This is a genomic window from Endozoicomonas sp. ALC013 (genome assembly GCF_049310205.1).
Lineage (GTDB): Bacteria > Pseudomonadota > Gammaproteobacteria > Pseudomonadales > Endozoicomonadaceae > Endozoicomonas.
In genome coordinates, this window is sequence record NZ_JBLYNS010000091.1 from 1 (window position 1) to 20,979 (window position 20,979).

Below are 20,979 nucleotides of genomic sequence, written 5' to 3' on the forward strand. Positions count from 1 at the left end.
GTGTCAAACCAAGCATGAAAATGGAGCTGAAAACTTATCGACTCTGCGTCGTCTGGCACTCAATATTTTTAAGATGGATCGTGTGGGAAAGGGCAGTATTCGACGCAGGCGCAATGATTGTGCCTGGGATGACTCCTACCTGACTGAACTACTTGAACAGTTCATCTTCACTTCTGTTAATCATGGATGTTGATAGTAAATATTGTGCATTTTATGCTCGAGTGAATGAATTAATGAGAACCATTCTCTTCATGCGTAAGCCCTGCCCGTTAATTTTACAGTATTAACTCACTTCAAGATATTTCTTATCTGATTCAGTTTTTTGATTAGTATTAAATACTCATTATAAAATTCTTTTAGTTTTACACCATCTATTTTTACATATTGCGTCTTATTCTCACGCCACTCATACCTGTCCACAGCAAGAGAAACATGAGTGGAAGCAGTATCAGACTCTTTGGGCATCGCTGTCAGTTTATCTATCTCATAATCGCTCATGATTAAAAATCACTTTAGATATTGATTTTGTTGACAACCTTCTAAAATCCCATCTCCGAAATCAGCAGCCATTTTCATCTTCTGATCCATTGTATCTTGTGTTGGGATGTCGTATATCATATTTATTAATTCTCTTCCAGACTCTGTATTTTGCTTATTAAAATCATTTGAAATACTTTCCTTAGATTTACCAACTTGCCTTAACATCATTATCATGTATGAAGTTCTCGCCAACGAGCCACATGAAGTTGTTTTATCATATTTTTTATAATACTTTCTATTCAAGTAACTCTTATCAGCACTAAGGTTATTAACGCTTTTAAGCAAATTAACTTCCTCTACATTATCAGCCTTTTTAATAAGAATAGGATTCTTTCCTTTTAAGCTTGGATCTTCACTACACCCATTAAAATATCCATCGGAAAATGTTGCAGCAGAATACAAACGTCCTTTTTCTGTTAGTCTGATTTTTTCAGAAAAAGCAACATGAATAACAGTATCAACAAAGTCTCTATTTATATCGTTGAATCTCTTTAATACTTCTTCTTTAGACTTACCAAACTGCCGATCAAGCATTACACCATAACTTATTGCCGCCCCTATACCACAATATGTATTTTGATCAAACTTTGTATAATAATCCTTAGATAAATAATCAAGCTCTGAATTATAGGTTAATTGCTTTGTAATTTCGTCTGAATACTCACAACTATTACCATCCCAAGTCCAATTTACAATTTTTTGACTTTCAGAAACTTCAAGCTTTGTAGTGCATGAACTTTTTAAGTCATACCCACCAAATATTGTTGTTTTTTTATTACTATAAAGTGTGCTGCCTACAACATTATATTCAGTTTTACTACTAGAAGTTTCAGGAATATGAACACTACTTTTTTTCGAATAAATATATAGCTTATTTCCATTTGGAAGATTCATTATCTGAGCAGGGTAACCCCATATTCTGGAATATGTATTTATATCTTTACCCAACCAACTATTCAATACTGCGGAATAGTTCTCGGACGATCTAATTGCACAACCAGTTATTAACATTGTTGCAACTATTGGTATAACTTTAATCCATTTAACCATTAGCTATTGATCTCTCTTCTACTTCCTGGAAGCCGAGCATCAGCTGTTCTTAGTTGATGTTTAAAACCTCGATTTCCTCTTACAATTTCTTTCCCGTTTTTATCAATGGTAATTATTGTTTCTTTTACAATATTCTTGTATTTACCACTTTCTTCAAACTCGAAACTGACAATATCAGATTTATAAATCCATTGTTGTGATCCAAGTGCTAGAAAGCTATACGTGCAATCATCAATAGTTACGTAATGTGCGTGTAGTGCTTTCGTATTTCCACCCTTACTTGGAGGGCGACTTTTTTCTTTCAAAAAAACAGAATAATTCTGAATTTTTTTGTTCAAAATTTTGTTCATTAATACTACTCAGAGGTAATGAAGCAAGAAGTTTTCAATTTTACCAATAATGCTGAGGTTGCACCATTGGCAGCTAACAGTCGTTTACATGAATCATGTTTCGCATAACATACTCTAGATTCGCTATACGTACCAGCCGACCCCCCCATACAAAAAATGTAACTGTTCAGCACCCCTCACATAAATCTGGCATTTTCTGATTTTTATACCATTCTCTTAAGCACTTTTATTTACCAACATTCGCCAACATGGTTCCAGAGCTGCCTACAACTATGTCGACTGAGACGCTCTTGAAAGAGAATGCACAGTTGTGCATAAGAGTTCCCTGTCTGGAAGAACGATGTAGAGAATTGGAAGAAAGGGTTAGCAAGAACAGTCAAAACAGCAGTAAGCCACCATCGTCTGATGGTTATCAAAAACCTTGTAAAAGCAGTGATTCCAGAGATAATCCCGCCGATACCGATGAAGGTGCTGATGCATCAAATAATGACAAACCCAATCCAAAAAGTCTGAGACAGTCTTCCGACAATAAATCCGGTGGACAGAAAGGGCATCAGGGAACTTGCCTCAAGCAGGTCGATAACCCTAATTATATTGAGTTCCTTCAGGTTAAAGAATGCCATAAATGTCAGGTTTCTCTCCTTGATAAGGAGTCGGTCAAATATATTGAGCGACGGTGTTTGAGCCAGGAAAGCTTGGTGAATTTGAAGTAACTGCCTATAAAGCTGAGGTCAAAATCTGCACATGTGGTTGCAAAAATCAGGCTAAATTCCCGGAAGGTGTAACTGCAGCCGTGCAATATGGCCCAGCTACTCAGGCTGTGGCCGTCTATCTTAATCAATATGATTTCGTACCGGATAAGCGTGTGTCAGAGTATTTTAATACGCTCTATAAAGATGAGTGTCAGCGCTGGAACGGTAGCCAATTTTGTGGCCAGGACCCATGAAAACCTGGCCTCTACTGAGGATGCCATTCGTGACGCCTTGCAGGAAACGGCAGTTGCCGGAGTCGATGAAACTGGCATGCGGGCCGAAGGCTCTCTTTATTGGTTACACGTTATGCGGGATGACCAATGGACACTTTACTACCAGGCTGAAAAGCGGGGTCGTGAGGCCATGGATGCGATGGGCATACTACTTACGTTTGTCGGCGTTCTGGTTCATGATCATTGGAAATCCTACTTTTCATATGCGGCAGTTCACGTTCTTTGCAATGCCCATTACCTGAGGGAGCTTTTGGGCATTGTTGACCGGGACGGCAATCAACTGACGTTACGTCTGATGAAATTGCTCAGGCTTTCCTGGCATTATTGCAAGGGCTTTAAGACCATAGGTATGCTACAAATGCCGGGTGTTATCCATGAACGTATTGAGAAGATTTATGACCGCTTACTTCAGCGGGCATTAACGAAAGAAGTCGCCTATATGGAGAAACAGCGGCAAGAGCTCGGCCGTAAGAAAGTCAAAAATACCAAAGCCTACAACCTCTTCAAACGACTCATTGAGTTCAAAACTGAAACACTGCGGTTCATGTCAGATTTTACAATCCCCTTCGACAACAATGGCAGTGAACGGGATATTCGCATGGCCAAGTTAAAGCGGAAAATCTCAGGCTGCTTCAGGAGTGCGGACGGAGGTGCTTTTTTTGCACGGATTCGGAGCTATCTGTCGTCAGCTAGAAAATAGGGTATGGATATATACCAGTCACTACTTAGAGCTGTTCAGAATTACAGCAATATGCCTTTGCTGGGTGCTGAATAGTTACCTGCCATGAAAACTTTTGAGTTTAACCAAAGCTCACTTGATACGGCCTTATCCCTCAATATATGACACGATTTTGCCGGTGATCAGGTACAGACACGGAGCCGCTTTCTGACGGGCGATACTATTATCACCAGCACTGGTGCCGCACCTGAGAAAACCACCTGGCAAATCGGCCTGGGCGCTAATTATATGATTAGCAATAATCTGACCGCATCTGTCAATTACGATCATACCTGGAAGTCTGGTTTTGATGCTGACACTATCAGTGCCAAATTGAGATACGACTTTTAATCATTGATAGTAAATGGAGCTTTGGGTCGTAGCTCCATTGAGTACTTTTATACTTCAACGCTCGAGTGGATTAGCATATTCCGGCTTAATGCCAAGCGCTTCAAGGTAATCTGGCAGGTTGAGTATGCAGAGGAAATCGCTCCAGGGTAAAAAAATAAACTTATTCTGGAGAAAGTGTCGTATATCTTCAGCTTCCGAGGAGTATACAAAAGCGGCCAGCCAGTTCACATCACTCAGGCTTTGCATGTGAGCCTCATATAACGCATCACTGCTGATCTCTATTTCTGTGGGCAACTGTCCTGTGGCACCATCAATACCCTGCCGGGCTTTTGCCAGATTATGGATATTCATGCATCCCTTTGCTGTTGAATCTAATGCCTTGGGGTTAATCCCTGCTTGAATCATCCCCCGCCGGAAATGGGAGTCTCTTTTGATCAAGTAGTACAAAAGACATGCCTGATAACAGGGGATTGGCAGGTTTTTATCCTCTTTGGTCAAGCTTTTTCTGAGAATCTCTTTTTGAGGCTCAGCCAGAAAACCGGCAGCCCATGGGGACATCAATATCATGTTGACCAGCCCGGAGTCTGGGGAGGTCATTTGCTTCAGGGCCCGGAACATACTTTGTTGCAGTCTGTCTCGCTCTGCACACAGTGCGTACTCATCACCGGGCAGCATTCTGTTAGCCTCAATCTCAATAATGGTCTTCTGATTAGCGAGGTTGAATTTTTGTGGTTGCAGTGGAAACAATCCCGGAGCGTATGCATTAGCTATTTGCTGGCCAAACTTCGTCAGGGCATTGATTATTTTCTCTGCTGCTCCATCGTGGGCAAATAATGCTGAGTTTTCACGAATGTAGGCGCCGCGCGCCCTGCATCTGAACGACGAGAGTTGTTTAGTGCCCACCTTGATCGTCATCCCCCGGTGGTGATCATATCCTTCTGGCATGGTAATCGCCAGATCCCGACGTTCAAATGCGAGATTACTGGCCAGGTTTTTTGCTGACTCGTCGTCCCAACCCTCTGTAATCAGCTTTTCCAGGCTTTTGATACAATCTCCCACACTTTGAATGCGGTCGTAGGACGCTTTTATGCCTGTTCGCCCATTTGCCATACGGACATTGATCAAATCGGCGATCATCAGGTTAATGATGAATTTTTTTGACCTGTCATCAACAGCACAATCTGACAGGTCGTATTTGTTCAAAAGAACATTCTGAAATAATTCATAGTTGATAATTGCGGCATGTAATTGAGTAGTAGCAACTTTTGCCTGCAACTCCTCCAGGCACTTCTCTTCTTCAAAGCCAAGCCAGGATGCATCATAGTAAAACTCCAGTTTCCCATTGTTTGTCGCCTGTCCTGGCGTTTGTGCATGTTTCCGGGATGTTGTCTGAGCCAACACAAGAGTATCAGGTGCTAAAGGATTCATCGTTGTCGGCGCTCCTGCCATTCACGTTATTTGATTGACATACAGAGTTACAACTTTTATTGACTGGGTGTTCGTGCATAAGTTCAATTTTTTTCACTGCTGACAAAGCTAATCGTTCAGGTTATAAAATATCCAAATCCAGTTGCAGGAACTAAAAAAAATCAACGGCTGAGAATTAAACAGAAAACTTAGATTTTATACCTAAAAGACGCTGACAATCTTTTTTGTTATATTGTCAAACCATTAAACAAACCAAAGACCAGCACAACCTGGTAAACGACTCGGACTGAGTTGATGTAAACGAGAGCAAGCTGTGACGTCACTGAATAACACAATAATTATCCATGGAAGCGTTATTGCACGCCAACTGACGTCCTCCGGATTTTTCAGGCTCAATCACCTCAGAACACTCTGTCAGGTTATTCTGATTATCCTGCTTGCCAGACAGCTGGCTATGATCACATGGCAGCTTCTGCCAGATAACCCGACCGGGCACTCAACAGTCCAAAGTATCAAGGCACAGATCCCGACAGCCCGAACTACGGCCAACAACAATCCGCTTTCTGCGCTGGAAAACCTGCAGCTGTTTGGTAAACCACCCGCCCCACAGCAAACTCCTGTTCCGGAAGATGTCCCCGTGTCACGCCTGGCGGTGCGCATCACCGGCCTGGTTGCCAGCAGTAACCCGGATGAATCTCTGGTCATTATTCGTTCCGGGTCTTCTGATGCCACCTATCGGCCCGGCGACACGCTGAAAGGGACACGGGCAAAAGTGGACAGGATTTATGCTGACCGGGTCATCATTCGTAATGGTGAGCGGTACGAATCACTGCTGATGTACCCGGATGAAGCCAGAAAAGGCCCCGCTATTCAAACAACCTCAGCAAACCGTCCCAAAAGCCGTGCTGTTGCCGATATTCGCCGAAAGCTTCAGGATAAACCGGACTCCTGGACAGAGATCGTGACCATTTCACCCGTGCGCAGAGACGGGAAATTGCAGGGATACCGGGTCAATCCGGCCAAATATCCGGACTATTTTTCTCAGCTTGGCCTTAAAGCCAACGATATGGCTGTGGCTATCAACGGTTATGACCTGACAAACACCAGTGAAGCCATGAAAGTCATTGGACAACTGTCTTCAATGACTCAGCTCTCATTAACCATTGAGAGGGATGGCCAGCGTTTTGAGATTGACCTGTCTTCCTGATTATTAAGATATACAAAGGTGCCGCTATGTTTTCATCGTCGGTGTGCGCAGGGGAAATCCGTGCACTGATATCCAGGACGCGTTTTTTATCCCTGCGTTGGCCGCAGGCGCTATTAACAGCCATACCGTTTGCGCTGGCATTGCCTTTATCACCCGCTTTACTGGCCAGCAGTTCTTCTGCACCGAACTATAACTCTCTGGGAACGGGCAGTTATGCATCCGCCCATTCCCTGTATTCCGCCAGTTTTGACAAGGCGGATATTAAAGAGTTTATCCGCACGGTCAGTGCCAACCTGAACCGCACCATCATTATTGATCCCGGCGTTCGGGGTGAGGTGACTATCCGGGCTTATGAGCAACTGAACCGGCAACAGTACTATCAGATGTTTCTGTCGGTACTGTCCGTTCATGGGTTCGCGGCGGTTGAAGATGCAAATGGCCTGGTCAAAATCATACCGGACAAAAATGCCCGCACCTCGTCCATACCAGTGGTGGCCGGTAAAAAGCTGGGCGAACAGGTCGCCCATGGTGGTGATGAGATGGTCACCTGGGTTCTGCCGGTAAACCATGTGCCTGTCCGTGAGTTGTCACCTATTCTCCGACAACTGGTTGATAATTCAGGCAGTGTCGTACATTACGATCCGTCGAATATTCTGATTCTCAGTGGCCGGGCCAATAACCTTGAGCGTGTTGCCGAGGTGGTTCGTCGTGTTGATCAGGCAGGCATGCGCAATATTCAGATTGTCCAGCTGTTCCATGCCTCCGCCAGTGAGATGGAACGGATTCTTATGTCGATCTACGCCGGACAGGGTCAGAAAGCCAACGGTATGCCCCCCGTCATTGTCAGCAACGAGGCCAGCAACCAGATCATTCTCTCTGCCGATACCCAGACCCTGCAACGCATGAAAAGCCTGTTGCAGCAGATGGATGCCGAGCGTAAGTCCACTGGTAATATCCGTGTCTTCTATCTCCACTATGCCAAAGCAGAAGACCTGAAAAAGGTACTGGACGGCGTTGGTAAAATGCTGATTGCCTCTGGTAACCGCAGTAAAAGCGCGTCCGGTGATTACAGCATTGAAGTCCATGAGCAGACCAACGCGCTGGTGGTCACCGCACGCCCTGATGTGATGCAGGCCATGGAATCTGTGATTGAGCAGCTGGATATCCGCCGTGCCCAGGTGATGGTGGAAGCCATTATTGTTGAAGTGGCGGATGGGGATGGCATTAACCTGTCATTCCAGCTGGCCAACGCAGATGGCACCAGTCTGATGCAGTTCCAGGATGGTTCAAGCGTTCCTATCGGGGAAATTCTGATGGGGATGAAAGAGGCTGAAGGTGAGAAAGGATCAACCGTAGTTACGACTGATCCCAATACAGGCCAATTAATCACTACCACAAACCCGGATAAAGATGGGGATTACACCGCCCTTGCCGCAGCACTGGCAAAGGTCTCCGGCGCAGCCTTCAGTATCACCTCCGGTGACTGGACCGCACTGCTTCAGGCCGTCACCACATCCAGCCAGTCCAATGTGCTGGCGACACCAAGCCTGCTGACTCTGGATAATGAAGAAGCCTCCTTTATTGTCGGTGATGAAGTGCCCACACTCACTGGCTCCACGCCCAGCTCCGGTAACGATAACCCTTACCAGACCATTGAGCGTAAAGAAGTGGGTGTCAAACTGACCGTCACGCCACAGATCAATGCCGGAGATGCCGTTAAACTGACCATTGAGCAGGAGGTTTCCAGCGTTAATGGCCGCACTCCCGTTGATGTGACCTTTGCCACCCGCAAGGTAAAAACATCGGTGATGGTGAAAACCGGGGATACCGTTGTTATAGGCGGACTGCTGGATGAAAACGTCCAGGAAAGTGTTTCAAAAGTACCGCTGCTGGGTGATATACCCGTCCTTGGTCATCTGTTCCGTTCGACCTCCAGCAAAAAGGTGAAGAAGAACCTGATGGTCTTCCTTCGTCCGACCATTATTCGGGATGATCTGACCATGAACGCCATCAGTGGCCAGAAGTACGACCTTATCCGTGCTTACCAGCTGGACAGGCAGGGCCGGGGTATTTCATTGATGCCCGGTTTCGACACCCCGGTGCTCCCGGAACAGCCAACGGCCCGGGATTTCCTTGATGAACTCAGACGTCAGATGGATGAAGAGTCTGCCGAAGCTGAAAAGGCTGTCGAGCTGGAAAAAGCCTCAACTCAGGCATCCATAAAACCAGTTCGTCGTACCGGCGGGGAAAGGTAATGACCGAAGCAGCCCTGAACCCTGATACAGCCCTGAGCCCTGATACAGCTTTAAGCCATGGAACATCACAATGGGAAGAGCAAGCCCTGAGTGAAGCGCTGGCCCTGACCATTGAGAAACGGATGAGGGATTCGGTAACCCCCGGGCCAGACTCTGTCAGCCCGGAAAGAAAACGCAACTTGCCGTTCTCTTTCGCCCGTCGCTTTAACTTGCTGCTCACATACAATGACCAGGGCAATGCTCAGGTCTGGTACAAAGGGCTGCCGTCTACTGCAGCACTGCAGGAGGTCAGACGTTTCGCAGGCGTATCACTGACCCTGACAGCCCTGGACGATGATGAGTTTGAGCAGAAACTGGCCAACCATTATCAACAGGACTCCTCCGTTGCACGACAACTCATGAACGACATCGGCAATGATGAAGGTCTTCAGGCCCTGGCAGAAGAACTGCCAGAAGATGAAGACCTGCTGGAAGCCGACGACGGTGCACCGATTATCCGCCTGATCAATGCCATGCTCAGCGAGGCCATCAAGGAAGGTGCCTCTGACATCCATATTGAAACCTTTGAGCGAAACCTGACCGTTCGTTTTCGTGTTGATGGTGTTTTACGGGAGATTCTCCGTCCCCAGCGCAAGCTGGCAGCCGTGCTGGTGTCCCGGGTAAAAGTCATGGCCAGACTGGACATTGCGGAGAAGCGTATTCCCCAGGATGGTCGTATATCCCTTCGCCTTGGTGGCCGTGCCGTCGATGTTCGTGTCTCAACCCTGCCTTCTCGCCACGGTGAACGGATCGTTATGCGTCTGCTGGATCGCAACAGTGTCCGGCTGGACCTGGCCAGTCTTGGCATGGAAGGCACACTTTGCCAACAGTTTCGGGAGCAGTTGCACAAACCCCATGGCATCCTTCTGGTTACCGGCCCTACCGGTTCCGGCAAGAGTACCACGCTCTATGCAGGGCTGAGTGTTATTAACAACAGTGAGCGCAACATTCTCACGGTTGAAGACCCCGTGGAGTACGAACTGGAGGGGATTGGCCAGACCCAGGTTAATCCAAAGGTGGATATGACCTTTGCCCGGGGGCTGCGGGCAATTCTACGACAGGACCCGGATGTGGTCATGATCGGTGAGATCCGTGACCTGGAAACCGCCGAAATTGCCGTACAGGCGTCGTTAACCGGACACCTGGTACTCTCCACACTGCACACCAATACCGCCGTCGGTGCCATCACCCGCCTCAGGGATATGGGGGTTGAGCCTTTCCTGCTGGCCTCAAGCCTGCTGGGAGTACTGGCCCAGCGTCTGGTCAGAACACTCTGCCCGGACTGCCGACAACAACGCCCTGCCACCGACCTTGAAATCAGCCTGATGGGGCTTTCGGCAAACCATTTGCTGTGGCAATCCACCGGTTGTGAGGCGTGTCATAACACGGGTTACCGTGGCCGAACCGGCATCCATGAACTGTTTCTGGTCAATGACCGGGTTCGCCAGCTGATTCATGATGGTACCGGTGAACAAGTCATTGAACAGGAAATACGTCATTCGTCGAATAGTATTCAAACGGATGGTTTCAGAAAAATTCTCAGCGGCATCACCACTCTGGAAGAGGTGATGCGTGTCACCAGGGAATAACAGCCTATGAGCGTATTTGCTTACGAAGCCCTGGATGCCAAAGGGAAAAAAAGTAAAGGCGTCATAGAAGCCGACTCACCTCGTCAGGTGCGGCAAAAGCTGCGGGTTTCCGGACTCAATGCCATCGCCGTCAGTGCAGCCACCGGCCAGGAAACGTCGGATACGACCCAAAATAAACGTTCATCATCGAGCAGCCTGTTTCGCTCCTTGTTGCAAAGACAGGCAACCGATGCGGAAGTCGCACTGCTGACACGGCAACTGGCGACGCTGGTTGCTGCGGGCATCCCCCTGGAAGAGTGTCTGCAGGCACTGGTAAGACAGCTGCGCAAACCGCACCTGAAATCCATCGTCACCACGGTTCGTTCAAAAATTCTTGAAGGGCAATCGCTGGCGGACAGCCTGGCCTGCTACCCGAAAACCTTTGACCGGCTTTACCGTTCCATGGTGGCGGCTGGGGAGAAATCAGGCCACCTGGATGGCGTGTTGGAAAGGCTGGCCGACTTTACCGAGCACCGCCAGAAAATCAAAGGGCAACTGATTCAGGCCATGATCTACCCGGCCATCCTGACACTGGTGGCCATTGGTGTTGTGGCGGCATTGTTGGTGACCGTGGTCCCCACGGTGGTTGAACAGTTTGCCCATATGGGGCAACAGCTGCCCACCATGACGCTCACTCTGATCAGCATCAGTGACTTTGTTCGTGCCTATGGACCGGGCATTGCCATGGCGCTACTTGTCACCCTGGTAATACGCCAACAGATCCTGCAGCGAAGCCGAACCTGCCGACTGGTACACGACCGCTGGCTACTAAAATTGCCACTGATTGGCAGTGTTCTCAGCGGAGTCGATGGTGCCCGTTTTGCCAGAACCCTGAGCATACTGACCAGCAGTACCGTGCCATTACTGGAAGGAATGGGGATTGCAGCAAAGGTGCTGGTGAATCAACACATGCAGACGTCACTGCTCAAGGCCGCTGAGCGGGTCAGGGAGGGGTCTTCCCTCTGGCAGTCACTGGAGCAGACCGAACTGTTCTCCCCCATGATGCTTTACATCATTGCCAGCGGTGAAAAGTCCGGTGAACTGACCGGCATGCTGGCCAGGGCGGCAGATAATCAGGATCAGCAATTTGAATCCCAGGTAAATATCGCACTGGGCATTTTCGGCCCATTGCTGATTGTTTCCATGGCCGGTGTCGTACTGTTTATCGTTATGGCCATTTTGACGCCAATGCTGGACCTGAACTCACTGGTAGGCGGTTGATGTTTGTGTACCTTCAGGGTCCGGTGGGAATGCATATCGTACTTACATTCTGGAGCCAGACTTCAGAATAAACTTTGTGGTAAAAACCAGTATCAGACCATTAGGAAAAACCAATGAACCCTCTTAATAAAAGACAAAAGCAGTCAGGTTTTACCCTGCTGGAAATCATGGTGGTGATTGTCATTCTTGGCGTACTGGCCAGTATGGTTGCCCCCAACATTATCGGCAATAAAGATAAGGCCGATCTGCAAAAAGCGGTGAGTGATATCGTTGCCCTGGAAAATGCACTGGATATGTACAAGCTGGAAAATAACAACTACCCCTCCACCCAGCAGGGACTGGCAGCGCTGGTCAGCAAACCGTCTGGCAGCCCGGAGCCCAGATCGTACCGTGACAATGGCTACATTCGTCGTCTGCCAAAAGACCCGTGGGGTAACGATTATCTGATGCTGAGTCCGGGGGAACACGGTCCTGTGGATATTTTCTCCGCTGGCCCGGATGGTCAGCCAGGCACCGATGATGATACCGGTAACTGGAACCTGGATAGCTAACCACGCCCAATGGCTAACGACGTTACACACTCCGAAACAGGACAGCGAGTAAACCAGCACGGTTTCACACTGCTGGAAATCATGCTGGTGATGGTACTCCTGGGGTTAGCCATATCCGCCATTCTTCCATCATTGATACCTGACGACAGTGGTGCACTTATGCAGAAAGAGGCCCGACGTCTGATCATGCTGGCTCACACCTCGCAGGAAAAAGCACTGCTCCATGGTATGGATATGGGGCTGCAACAGACGACCGAAGGCTATCAATTTCTGGTTTATAAGCAGGGGAAATGGCAGCCAGTCAGCGAGGACCGGACCCTCTCACCGGTCGCATTGAATAAGGCCCTGCGGTTGGCCATTTTGCCTGGTGAGTCGGTTTGGCGAGAAACACTGGAACAGGATAAAGGTTTTACCTTTGACACTGACGATAAAGCGTCTTTATCAGACTCCGAACCTAAGGCTGAACCAGATCTGTTCTTCTGGGCCTCCGGAGAGATTTCACCGGCAGAGTTAAAGCTCTTTTCTGCGGATGACCCCAGGCACGCCCTGTCTATCAATATCGAAGAACATGGCGAAATCGCCCTGATGGAAGGAGTTCAACGGTGATGCCTTCCAGAGTCTCTGCGGCACAGGGTTTTACTTTACTGGAAGTACTGCTGGCCCTTGCACTGCTGGCCATTGCCGGGATGTCGGTACTGTCCATGAGCGGCGAAAGTGTGCGCAACACGCCGATACTGGAACAACGCACCCTGGCAAGACTGGTGGCGGATAATCAGATGACAGACATTCATCTGACACAGCAGTGGCCAACACTCAGCTGGCAACGGGCAGAGCATGAACTGGCTGGACAGCAGTGGTTTGTCCGTTTTCGCAGTATCAAAACCGCTGATAACGATTTCCGGGCGATTGATGTTGAAGTACGCGGTGAACAGGGCGAACAAAGTCCGGTACTGGCGACACTGAGAAGCTATATGGTCAAACAGGGATGATGCAGATCAAACGACAGCTAAAGGGCTTTACCCTGTTGGAAATGCTGGCGGCCATCGCTATTTTCAGCATTATCAGCCTGAGTGCCTGGCAGATTTTTCAGGGCGTGATGACCGCCCATGATGTTGTGCTGACTAAAAATGAGCGCCTGCGACAACTGCAATACACGCTGTTGCTGATAGACCAGGACCTGCAACAAATTGCCGACCGGGGAACCCGGGTAGATAACCGGGTCACGGCGCAAAGCCTGTTCAGCGACTCCCAGATGCTGGACAGTGACGATGAAGCACTGGCACTGGTGCGCCATGGCTGGCACAACCCGGACTACCGGTTACCCAGGCCGGAATTGCAGCGGGTCTTTTATCGGCTCCGTGATAACCGTCTGGAGCGCCAGTATCATCATGTCCTCGATCCTGCATCCATCAATGTCGAGCCGGTTACCCAGATCTTATTAACCGATATCAACTCATTGAAATTCAGTTTTTACATCAATGGTCAGTGGCGGGACTCTCTGTTATTGGCTGAAGGCTCTTTACCGGAAGGACTGAAAATTGAGTTTGATATGAGCGACTTTGGACGTATAGAGCGACGCTATATACTGCCAGCATCCTGGCAGCCTGCATTATGACCGGTTTAAATAATGATTCACCACAGAGACACAGAGATACAGAGAAAGGTTTTCTTGTCTCCGTGTCTCTGTGCCTCCGTGGTAATTGCTGTTCCAGACACAAAGGCAGTAGCAAAGCCCATTACCCTGATCGCCAGCAAGGCATTGCCCTGCTGAGCGTATTGCTGATGCTGACACTGCTGGTTTTACTGGCCAATGAGTTAACGCTCTCCTTCCGCACCCAGTTGACCAGAACCCAATCCATGCAGCAACGGGAGCAGGCGCGCTGGTATGCCTTTTCCGGGGAAAGCCTGGCGATCAAAACACTGAAACAGAACTTTGAAGATGATCCGGACATCACCCATCTCGGGCAGTACTGGGCCACCAACAATGTAGTATTACCGGTTGAAGGCGGCCAGATTGCCGGTCAACTGAAAGACTCACAATCCTGTTTTAATATCAATGCCCTGGCCAAGCCGCTTACAGAAGCGAACGACACATTACAGCAGTCACCTGAAAGTCAGGTATTTTCTGCCCTGCTGCAATACCTGGAAATACCACAGTGGGAGTCAGACAGCATTACCCGGGCAACCCGAAACTGGGTCAGCAGTGAAGCTCTTCGGGAAGGCGAAAGTGACCTGGATTACCTCGCCCGGCCACTCCCTTATTTAAGCAGCAAAACCCTGATGCGCGATATCAGTGAATGGCGTGCCGTGGCGGGAGTATCAACGTCCGTCGCCCAAAAAGTTATGCCTTACCTCTGTGCCCTGCCCAGTACCGAGCTGGCCATCAATGTGAATACCATTCCTGTTGACCAACCGGAAATACTGGCCGCGCTCTATATTGATCAGCTGCCCGTTGATCAGGCACGCAATATTCTGGAAACCCGGCCACGGGAAGGATGGGATGCGGTGGCCGATTTCACCAGCCAGCCATTGCTGGCCAACTTCAGCAGTACTGACGCAGGCAAACGTCTGACCATCGTCAGCTACTATTTTGAAATGCATGCAATAGCCAATTACGGCGCAAGCGAAGTCAGACTGAACACTCTCCTGGCTCGCTCCAAAGACAACCAATTAACGGTCATTCGCCGTAAATTTGGAGGAGTTTAATGAATCCTCACCTGCTATTGAGGTTACCGGAGCATCACGAACAACCGGTTTATTGGCAGCTTTGCCCGGCGGATATCGCCACTGAAACGCTGCAGGACAACCATGAAGAACACGCTATTGCCCATGGTTTCTGGCCAACAGTATCGGATTTTATTGCACAATATGCCGACACAACCGTCAGCAGCGGGACATTGTCCGGTCAGCCAATTGCTACGATGGCCGTTACCATTCTGGTGCCATCAGCCCGGGTGACACTGCATACTCTGACTATTCAGGGACGACTGACCCCCGCTGTTCGCCAGTCCCTTCCCTGGCGTCTGGAAGAAGAGCTGGGTGATGATGTTGAAGACCTGCACGTTGCCGTTCTCCAGCATGGGGACAGTCAGGCTCATCTGGCCGTCATCAAACAGGCCGATATGGCACAGTGGCAAGGCTGGCTGACCAATGCCCGAGTGATAACCAAACGCTGGGTACCCGATGCCCTGATGCTCCCCATCGAAGAAAACCAGTGCCGTTTATTGCAGATTGATGATTTGACCATTGCCCGATATGGCCAGTGGCAGACAGCCGTCTGTGAGTCACAGTGGTTAACGCTGTTTATGGATGGCCTGAAAAAGGAGCATCCTGAACTGACGTTTTTGGAAACAGAGCAACATGCCTCGGCACCATTAACACTGCTGACCCCTCAGGCCGGTAATTCACCACTCAACCTGCTGCAGGGGCAATGGCAGCCTGCCTCACCCTGGCACCAACGACTGCTGCCCTGGTGGTCCACCGCCCTGATGGCCTGCCTGCTGCTGATTCTGGTAACCACTCACTCGGTGCTGGAAACCCATCAACTGGAACAGACTGCGGCATCTTATCAACAGCAGGCCAACAATATTTACCGGCAGCTGTTTCCGGGTGAACGGGTTGTCAGGCTGCAATCCCAGATGCGGCAGAAGTTGGCCGCGTTACAGCAACCAGAAGAAACCTCACAGAGTATGCTGGCCATGCTGGCCCAAATTACCCCGGTGCTGAATGCATTCCCCGAGCTGCAAGCCAGTTCCATGGCTTTCACTGTCAACACCAGAGAAGGTGCACGACAAAGTCTGCGTATTCAGGCACAAGCCAGTGACTTCGAGGTGTTCACCCGTTTCCGGGAACAGTTTGAACAAGATCTTAACCGGGGCGAAGGGCTGACCATTGCCATAGAAGCCCTTGAACGTACCGGAGATACAGTGACTGGCATGCTGGTTATTTCAGGAGGTGTGTCCTGATGAGCTTCCTTACCAATACCATAAACAGCGCCAGCCCTTTCTGGCAAAGCATGATTGCCCGCTGGCGGCAGCTTTCCCGGCGGGAGCAGTGGCTCACCGCCACGGCACTGGTCACATTGTTTATCTGGCTGATCTGGCAGGGCCTGATGACACCGCTTGCTAATCAGCAGGCACTGGCAGAGAAGAAAGTGGCTGCCAGCCGCGCACAGCTGACGCAGATACAACAGCAGGCGGAGCAGGTCCTCAGTTTGAGAGCTTCAGGTGCCGCTGCCCGCCCTGTCAGCAATACGCCCATGGACCAGACCATCCACCAGCTGGCGGGCAGATATCAGCTGGTAATCCAGCGGGTTCAGCGAGCCAATGGCCAGGACGACACGCTGGATATTGATCTGGCCAATGCCCGCTTCGATAAACTGATAGGCTGGCTGACAACATTGGAACAACAGCACCGGATCAAGGTGGCCAACATACAACTGGAAGCCACGGATACCAGTGGTTTTGTTGAAGTACGTCGCCTGCAGCTTGAACGTGGTTGATCAGAATATGACACAGGGAAAAATGGGTAAGGTTATACTGCTTTCGACGCTTGGTCTGGTCAGCTACAGCGGTTTTCTGATAGCCAATATGTCGGCGGCAACCGTTTGGCAATACCTGCCAACCCGGCAATTACCCGTCAACATGTCTGGAATTACCGGCACTCTATGGTCTGGAGCCGCCGAAAGCGTCACGCTGACGGTGTCACGAAAACCGCTGGCGCTACCAGCCATCCGCTGGCAGATTGAACCCGCCTCGCTCCTGAAAGGTGAGGTTCAGGTTTCGGTGGAGCTGGGCAATGCAGCATCCCCTGTTGAAGGCCAGGGAACGGTGGTGATTAACCGACAGACGCTGACACTGAATAATGTCGAACTGGATACCACCGCGCCGTGGCTACTCGCATCTTTACAAGACACGACAGTCGGCAATATTCCCGTTGAAGTACAAGGTAACGTCCTGCTGGAACTGGATGAGCTTATTTTAAACGACAAAGGGTGTTTGAATATTAATGGTAATGCAGCACTCACAAACAGTGGATTAACCTCACCCTTCGGCCAGTTTGATCTGGGGAATTCAACTGCACAATTAAACTGTCAGAACCGAAGCCTGATCGCCAGGGTGACACAGACATCATCCATCATAAACAGCTATGGCGATTTTCAGCTGAGCACCAGTGGCCGTTATACCTTTACCGGAAAAATGACGCCCGATGCGTCGCTACCTGCTCCGATGAAACAAGGGCTGGCTTTTCTGGGGCAGCCGGACAGCAATGGTGCCTACGCCTTTAGTTTCAAAAGCTCGATCAAATAAGCTCGATACCAGTCAATTCCCCGGTGATGCAATGGCGTAATACCGGGGTCTAGGAGCCCTGTAAAAAACCGGAGCTTTATTCAGGCTTCGGTCATTGTCTGACTCTTTGCACTTCTTCTTTTCCACGAAAATCAAGCTGTTACCCTGGCTGACCAGCCTGTCAGGCATCTATATGAAAAAAAATGGTTAACTACTTGTAAGGAATTTTCAGGTAATAGGGAAATCTAACACTCACAGGGAATAGCACCATGAAAATAACAAAATCCATGATAGATCATCCCCACCGTATCAAAGAGCCCACTCCAGAGAAACAAGGCAGTTGGCAGGGACGAAACTTGAAAGAACTGGCTCTGGCTTGCAAGAAAAAGCTCCGGCGAGTGTATGCTTATATGCGGTACAAAGATTTCCGCCGGGTGTCTGAACGTCCTGTTTCGTTAACGAATCGACATGGCCAGCCTATGGAAGATCTGGGTGAGGGTACCTTTGGCCGTGCGAAACTATGCCGCCATGGACACCGTTTCATGGTGGCCAAAAAGCCCCATGCAGATGGGAGAACAGTCACTGAAGTTATGCGTAGCAACATAGTTGATGCATTATCCCAACGCTGTTTCAATAACATTATCACTATTGAGCAAATGGTTGAGGCACAAGATAAGGTGGACCCACTGCTCGAAGAAATCAATTCCCCCGAAAAAGAGTGTGAAGTGGCCTTGAGATGCGCCGGTGATTATGTAATACCCCATGAATTAATTGACGGCGTGATCCATACGCCACTTCATGGCACAAGTATGGGTTCCTTAATCGAAGCATTGCACAACACAGGCACCCAGCCCGGGAACGATCCTGCAACAGTTAATGCCATCTCCCACAAGGATGAAAAACTGCTTGCCCACTTATTCAAACAAGCTACTTTAGCGGTTGCTTCATTACACGAAAAAGGTTATGTCCATCGGGATATAAAGCCGCAAAATTTTGTGATTGATGGCGAAGCTCGCCTGAAGCTGATCGATTTTGGCTTAGCCAGAACTGCGGGCGACCCGGAGATTGATTTAACCCCCAAGGTTTACAACCCGACAGACTTTGTGCTGCATATCGCTCTTTGCCCCCCTGGCTACAGGTCACCCGATGATCTGATTTTCCAAAATGCCAACTTAAAGGCTGAAGATGCCTGGTCTTTGGGTGTATTGCTGACAGAGATGTTTACCGGGAAGCGTTACTTCTATCGATCAGACCTGTCAGACGCTGTGGAGACGATCGAATACAAACTCGATGGACGGGATAAGGCCATTGCCGAAATGGAACGTATGGGCGTTAACAAGGAAGCGATCCAACTGGCGAAAGCTCTTTTGCATCAAAACCCAAGTCAACGGATGACTGTGGCAGAAGCACTGAAAAGCCCGTTCCTGGAGGAAGTTGATCTGGCAGCATTTGGAGCTTAGGAACTGTTAATGCTGCACTTATTACGGGGCAATTCCTTCAAGGACACTACTCTCAGTTAACGACGATGGTAGAGACCTCCATGTCGGGAGCATTCATCACAGGCAGAGTCCTGTGGAAGCCATCGCTATGTGTCTGTTACTTCTGCAGGTGGTTCACAATGATGGCAAGAGTGTCTTCTATCTTGTCAAAGCGTTCACGGGTTTCATGGTGCAACCTCCCAACATCTTGCTGAAGTGAGCTGACATCTTGCTGAAGCGATTCAATAGCTTGTTCATGTTTAGCGCTGTGCAGGAACAGTCTTTGAATGCCGTCTTGTGTATTCCTGATACTGATTTCCATGCGTTCCATAGGATCATCACTATGTCTGTTATGAGCCATATGTCCACCTGTTGTTATTGGAATAAATAGCGTAGCAGATGGTTTTGAGCTTGCCACACAACACTCAGTTTTTACCACCAGCATATTCATCAAAAATGACAGGGATCATTAACATGGAAACTCTTTTGTGGGAGGATTAAGCAGCCAACCCTCTCGATAGCTCCATTGGGTCAAACTCACTCAAGCTGATATTTTTGCCGGAAACCATGCAAACTGCGCAAATCATAGTAACTAATGAAAACGGCCTGCACACTCGCCCTGGCGCTGTATTTGTCAAAGCGTGCCAAGGGTTTGTCAGTACGGTCACCGTTGATAACAAGGGACATAAGGCCGATGCCAAAAGCCTGATGAAGCTCATGTCTGCCGGTATCACCAAAAACGACATGATCACTTTGACCATTGAAGGGAGCGATGAAGCAGCGGCAATGGAACAACTGAAAGTCATTATCGAAAGCCTGATTGGCGAAGGAAAGACCAGCGATTGTCGCTATCTATCCATGCCACCATGCCATGAAGCGCCCGGTTGATCATCTTAACCTGATCTGCTCTATCTGGTTTTGAAAATCCCTCAATATATCTTCAATCTGTTTGTAAAGGGCGATATGCGCCTTTTCCAAATCGTCAATTTGCCTGTCAATACCCTTTAACCCTTGATGATCTTTCCTGGTGACTTTTGCATAGGTCTCTTCATACATTTTTGCGGAGTGATAATATTCATCACTTTTCATATCCAATAATTCCTGAGCCAACTCACCCTCCTCGAGCTCAACAATAACTGCAGGAACCTCAGGCTGCTCTTCCAGGTGACTCAGCTTTTTTTCCATCAGCTTGTCAGCAAAAGAGCTGAAGCTTACTCTTAATTTTTTATCTGGAGATCCAGAAGAATCGTCGGGAACGTGCGATGAAACAAGATGCCCTTCCACCATAAGCCCAGAACCATGAGGCATACTCATATCCTGCGCTTTCCTGAGAAAAGAAAATTCATTGCCCGCCTGGGGCATTACAATCACAAAATGCTCTTGGTCACAGGCCCCAATGATATCAACACTATTTCTGGTGAACCTGGGTTCAGGCAGCGTTTTCCTGACGGCGGGAATCAGGTTTTTTACCTCATAGTACAGCCTTTTTGAGTGTTCAGGATCTGTCAGATTAAGGGTAAGAGTGAAGGCATAGTGCAAATCGTTGCCCTTCATTCCGAAATGTACAGAGTCTCTCTTAATACTGTTAGCTTCCAATGTTCCGAACCGAATGGGTGCACTGTACTCTTCACCAACAACAACGTTAAAGATCCTGTTTTTTAAAAAGCAATCATCTGATTTATTTTCATCGTTTGGCGCAGCAGCCAAACAATTAACATCCAACAGTACACAGCTCATTATGAATATGGGAAACAGAGTCTTCCAGATCATAAACTACAACCTATTGAGCATTGAGATCTGATCAGTATATGTTATATCCAGCATTTAGCCTGTGGATTATCTGCCTATTTTAATTTTTTAAACAACAGATAAACAAAAGGCTTAATAAAG

The 20,979-nt window shown here is 48.6% G+C and carries 22 protein-coding genes and 2 pseudogenes; 18 read left to right on the forward strand and 6 right to left on the reverse strand.

Features of this window, described 5'->3' with window-relative positions; genetic code table 11:
• Positions 1–193, forward strand: a pseudogene (locus ACO6V1_RS15675) (hypothetical protein); the annotation flags it as partial.
• A 95-nt stretch (positions 194–288) separates the two neighbouring features.
• Here ACO6V1_RS15675 and ACO6V1_RS15680 read toward each other — a convergent pair.
• From ACO6V1_RS15680 to ACO6V1_RS15690, 3 genes are read right to left on the reverse strand one after another with little or no spacing between them, the layout of a single operon-like run.
• Positions 289–498: a hypothetical protein gene (locus ACO6V1_RS15680; RefSeq protein ID WP_422443736.1), complete on the reverse strand. Its 210-nt coding sequence runs from the start codon at positions 496–498 to the stop codon at positions 289–291.
• Between the two features lie 9 nt (positions 499–507).
• Positions 508–1,590, reverse strand: a complete 1,083-nt coding sequence (locus ACO6V1_RS15685) for a hypothetical protein (protein WP_422467547.1) — start codon at positions 1,588–1,590, stop codon at positions 508–510.
• Positions 1,590–1,940 carry a hypothetical protein gene (locus tag ACO6V1_RS15690; RefSeq protein WP_422467549.1) on the reverse strand — a complete coding sequence of 117 codons (351 nt, stop codon included), beginning with the start codon at positions 1,938–1,940 and terminating at the stop codon, positions 1,590–1,592. Before ACO6V1_RS15690 ends, ACO6V1_RS15685 begins: the two co-directional genes overlap by 1 nt.
• Before the next feature lie 272 nt (positions 1,941–2,212).
• Here ACO6V1_RS15690 and ACO6V1_RS15695 point away from each other — a divergent pair, with 272 nt between their 5' ends.
• The 3 genes and pseudogenes from ACO6V1_RS15695 to ACO6V1_RS15705 form a co-directional block, all read left to right on the forward strand.
• Entirely contained in the window at positions 2,213–2,653 is a 441-nt protein-coding gene (locus tag ACO6V1_RS15695; RefSeq protein WP_422443742.1) for a DUF6444 domain-containing protein, read from the forward strand.
• Positions 2,654–2,782: 129 nt separating this feature from the next.
• Entirely contained in the window at positions 2,783–3,625 is an 843-nt protein-coding gene (gene tnpC, locus ACO6V1_RS15700) for an IS66 family transposase (RefSeq protein ID WP_422444720.1), read from the forward strand.
• A 156-nt stretch (positions 3,626–3,781) separates the two neighbouring features.
• A pseudogene (locus ACO6V1_RS15705) lies at positions 3,782–3,994 on the forward strand (autotransporter outer membrane beta-barrel domain-containing protein); the annotation flags it as partial.
• Positions 3,995–4,048: 54 nt separating this feature from the next.
• Here ACO6V1_RS15705 and ACO6V1_RS15710 read toward each other — a convergent pair.
• Positions 4,049–5,422, reverse strand: coding sequence for a hypothetical protein (locus tag ACO6V1_RS15710; RefSeq protein ID WP_422467551.1), 1,374 nt, complete (start codon positions 5,420–5,422; stop codon positions 4,049–4,051).
• Between the two features lie 313 nt (positions 5,423–5,735).
• Between ACO6V1_RS15710 and gspC the strand changes: the two genes are divergently transcribed.
• From gspC to ACO6V1_RS15775, 13 genes are all read left to right on the forward strand, one after another.
• A complete protein-coding gene (gene gspC, locus ACO6V1_RS15715; RefSeq protein WP_422463496.1) occupies positions 5,736–6,629 on the forward strand; it encodes a type II secretion system protein GspC in 894 nt (297 codons plus the stop codon).
• Between the two features lie 26 nt (positions 6,630–6,655).
• Positions 6,656–8,884, forward strand: coding sequence for a type II secretion system secretin GspD (gspD, locus tag ACO6V1_RS15720; RefSeq protein WP_422463498.1), 2,229 nt, complete (start codon positions 6,656–6,658; stop codon positions 8,882–8,884).
• A 122-nt stretch (positions 8,885–9,006) separates the two neighbouring features.
• The gene (gspE, locus tag ACO6V1_RS15725; protein ID WP_422467559.1) at positions 9,007–10,512 is read left to right on the forward strand and encodes a type II secretion system ATPase GspE; all 1,506 of its coding nucleotides are present in this window, start codon (positions 9,007–9,009) and stop codon (positions 10,510–10,512) included.
• A 6-nt stretch (positions 10,513–10,518) separates the two neighbouring features.
• Positions 10,519–11,772 carry a type II secretion system inner membrane protein GspF gene (gene gspF, locus ACO6V1_RS15730; protein WP_422443750.1) on the forward strand — a complete coding sequence of 418 codons (1,254 nt, stop codon included), beginning with the start codon at positions 10,519–10,521 and terminating at the stop codon, positions 11,770–11,772.
• Between the two features lie 113 nt (positions 11,773–11,885).
• Positions 11,886–12,323 carry a type II secretion system major pseudopilin GspG gene (gspG, locus tag ACO6V1_RS15735; protein WP_163372384.1) on the forward strand — a complete coding sequence of 146 codons (438 nt, stop codon included), beginning with the start codon at positions 11,886–11,888 and terminating at the stop codon, positions 12,321–12,323.
• Positions 12,324–12,332: 9 nt separating this feature from the next.
• Positions 12,333–12,929: a type II secretion system minor pseudopilin GspH gene (gspH, locus tag ACO6V1_RS15740; RefSeq protein WP_422443752.1), complete on the forward strand. Its 597-nt coding sequence runs from the start codon at positions 12,333–12,335 to the stop codon at positions 12,927–12,929.
• Entirely contained in the window at positions 12,929–13,312 is a 384-nt protein-coding gene (gspI, locus tag ACO6V1_RS15745; RefSeq protein WP_422444724.1) for a type II secretion system minor pseudopilin GspI, read from the forward strand. Before gspH ends, gspI begins: the two co-directional genes overlap by 1 nt.
• Positions 13,309–13,938, forward strand: coding sequence for a type II secretion system minor pseudopilin GspJ (gene gspJ, locus ACO6V1_RS15750; protein ID WP_422443754.1), 630 nt, complete (start codon positions 13,309–13,311; stop codon positions 13,936–13,938). Before gspI ends, gspJ begins: the two co-directional genes overlap by 4 nt.
• A complete protein-coding gene (gene gspK / locus ACO6V1_RS15755; protein WP_422443756.1) occupies positions 13,935–15,029 on the forward strand; it encodes a type II secretion system minor pseudopilin GspK in 1,095 nt (364 codons plus the stop codon). Before gspJ ends, gspK begins: the two co-directional genes overlap by 4 nt.
• On the forward strand, positions 15,029–16,288 hold the full coding sequence (gene gspL, locus ACO6V1_RS15760) for a type II secretion system protein GspL (protein WP_422463502.1): 1,260 nt from the start codon (positions 15,029–15,031) through the stop codon (positions 16,286–16,288). The genes gspK and gspL overlap by 1 nt, the downstream gene beginning before the upstream one ends.
• Positions 16,288–16,824, forward strand: a complete 537-nt coding sequence (gene gspM / locus ACO6V1_RS15765) for a type II secretion system protein GspM (RefSeq protein ID WP_422463504.1) — start codon at positions 16,288–16,290, stop codon at positions 16,822–16,824. Before gspL ends, gspM begins: the two co-directional genes overlap by 1 nt.
• Before the next feature lie 22 nt (positions 16,825–16,846).
• Positions 16,847–17,632 carry a type II secretion system protein N gene (locus ACO6V1_RS15770; RefSeq protein WP_422467553.1) on the forward strand — a complete coding sequence of 262 codons (786 nt, stop codon included), beginning with the start codon at positions 16,847–16,849 and terminating at the stop codon, positions 17,630–17,632.
• Positions 17,633–17,880: 248 nt separating this feature from the next.
• Positions 17,881–19,071: a protein kinase domain-containing protein gene (locus ACO6V1_RS15775; RefSeq protein ID WP_422467555.1), complete on the forward strand. Its 1,191-nt coding sequence runs from the start codon at positions 17,881–17,883 to the stop codon at positions 19,069–19,071.
• A gap of 136 nt (positions 19,072–19,207) precedes the next feature.
• Here ACO6V1_RS15775 and ACO6V1_RS15780 read toward each other — a convergent pair whose 3' ends face one another.
• Positions 19,208–19,450 (reverse strand): hypothetical protein, encoded by a 243-nt coding sequence (locus ACO6V1_RS15780; protein WP_422467557.1) that lies wholly within the window; start codon positions 19,448–19,450, stop codon positions 19,208–19,210.
• A gap of 206 nt (positions 19,451–19,656) precedes the next feature.
• On the opposite strand from ACO6V1_RS15780, the gene ACO6V1_RS15785 reads away from it, so the two are divergent.
• A complete protein-coding gene (locus ACO6V1_RS15785; RefSeq protein ID WP_422463510.1) occupies positions 19,657–19,977 on the forward strand; it encodes an HPr family phosphocarrier protein in 321 nt (106 codons plus the stop codon).
• Here the strand turns inward: ACO6V1_RS15785 and ACO6V1_RS15790 are convergent, their stop codons facing one another.
• A complete protein-coding gene (locus ACO6V1_RS15790) occupies positions 19,978–20,859 on the reverse strand; it encodes a hypothetical protein (RefSeq protein WP_422463512.1) in 882 nt (293 codons plus the stop codon).
• Between the last annotated feature and the right edge of the window lie 120 nt (positions 20,860–20,979).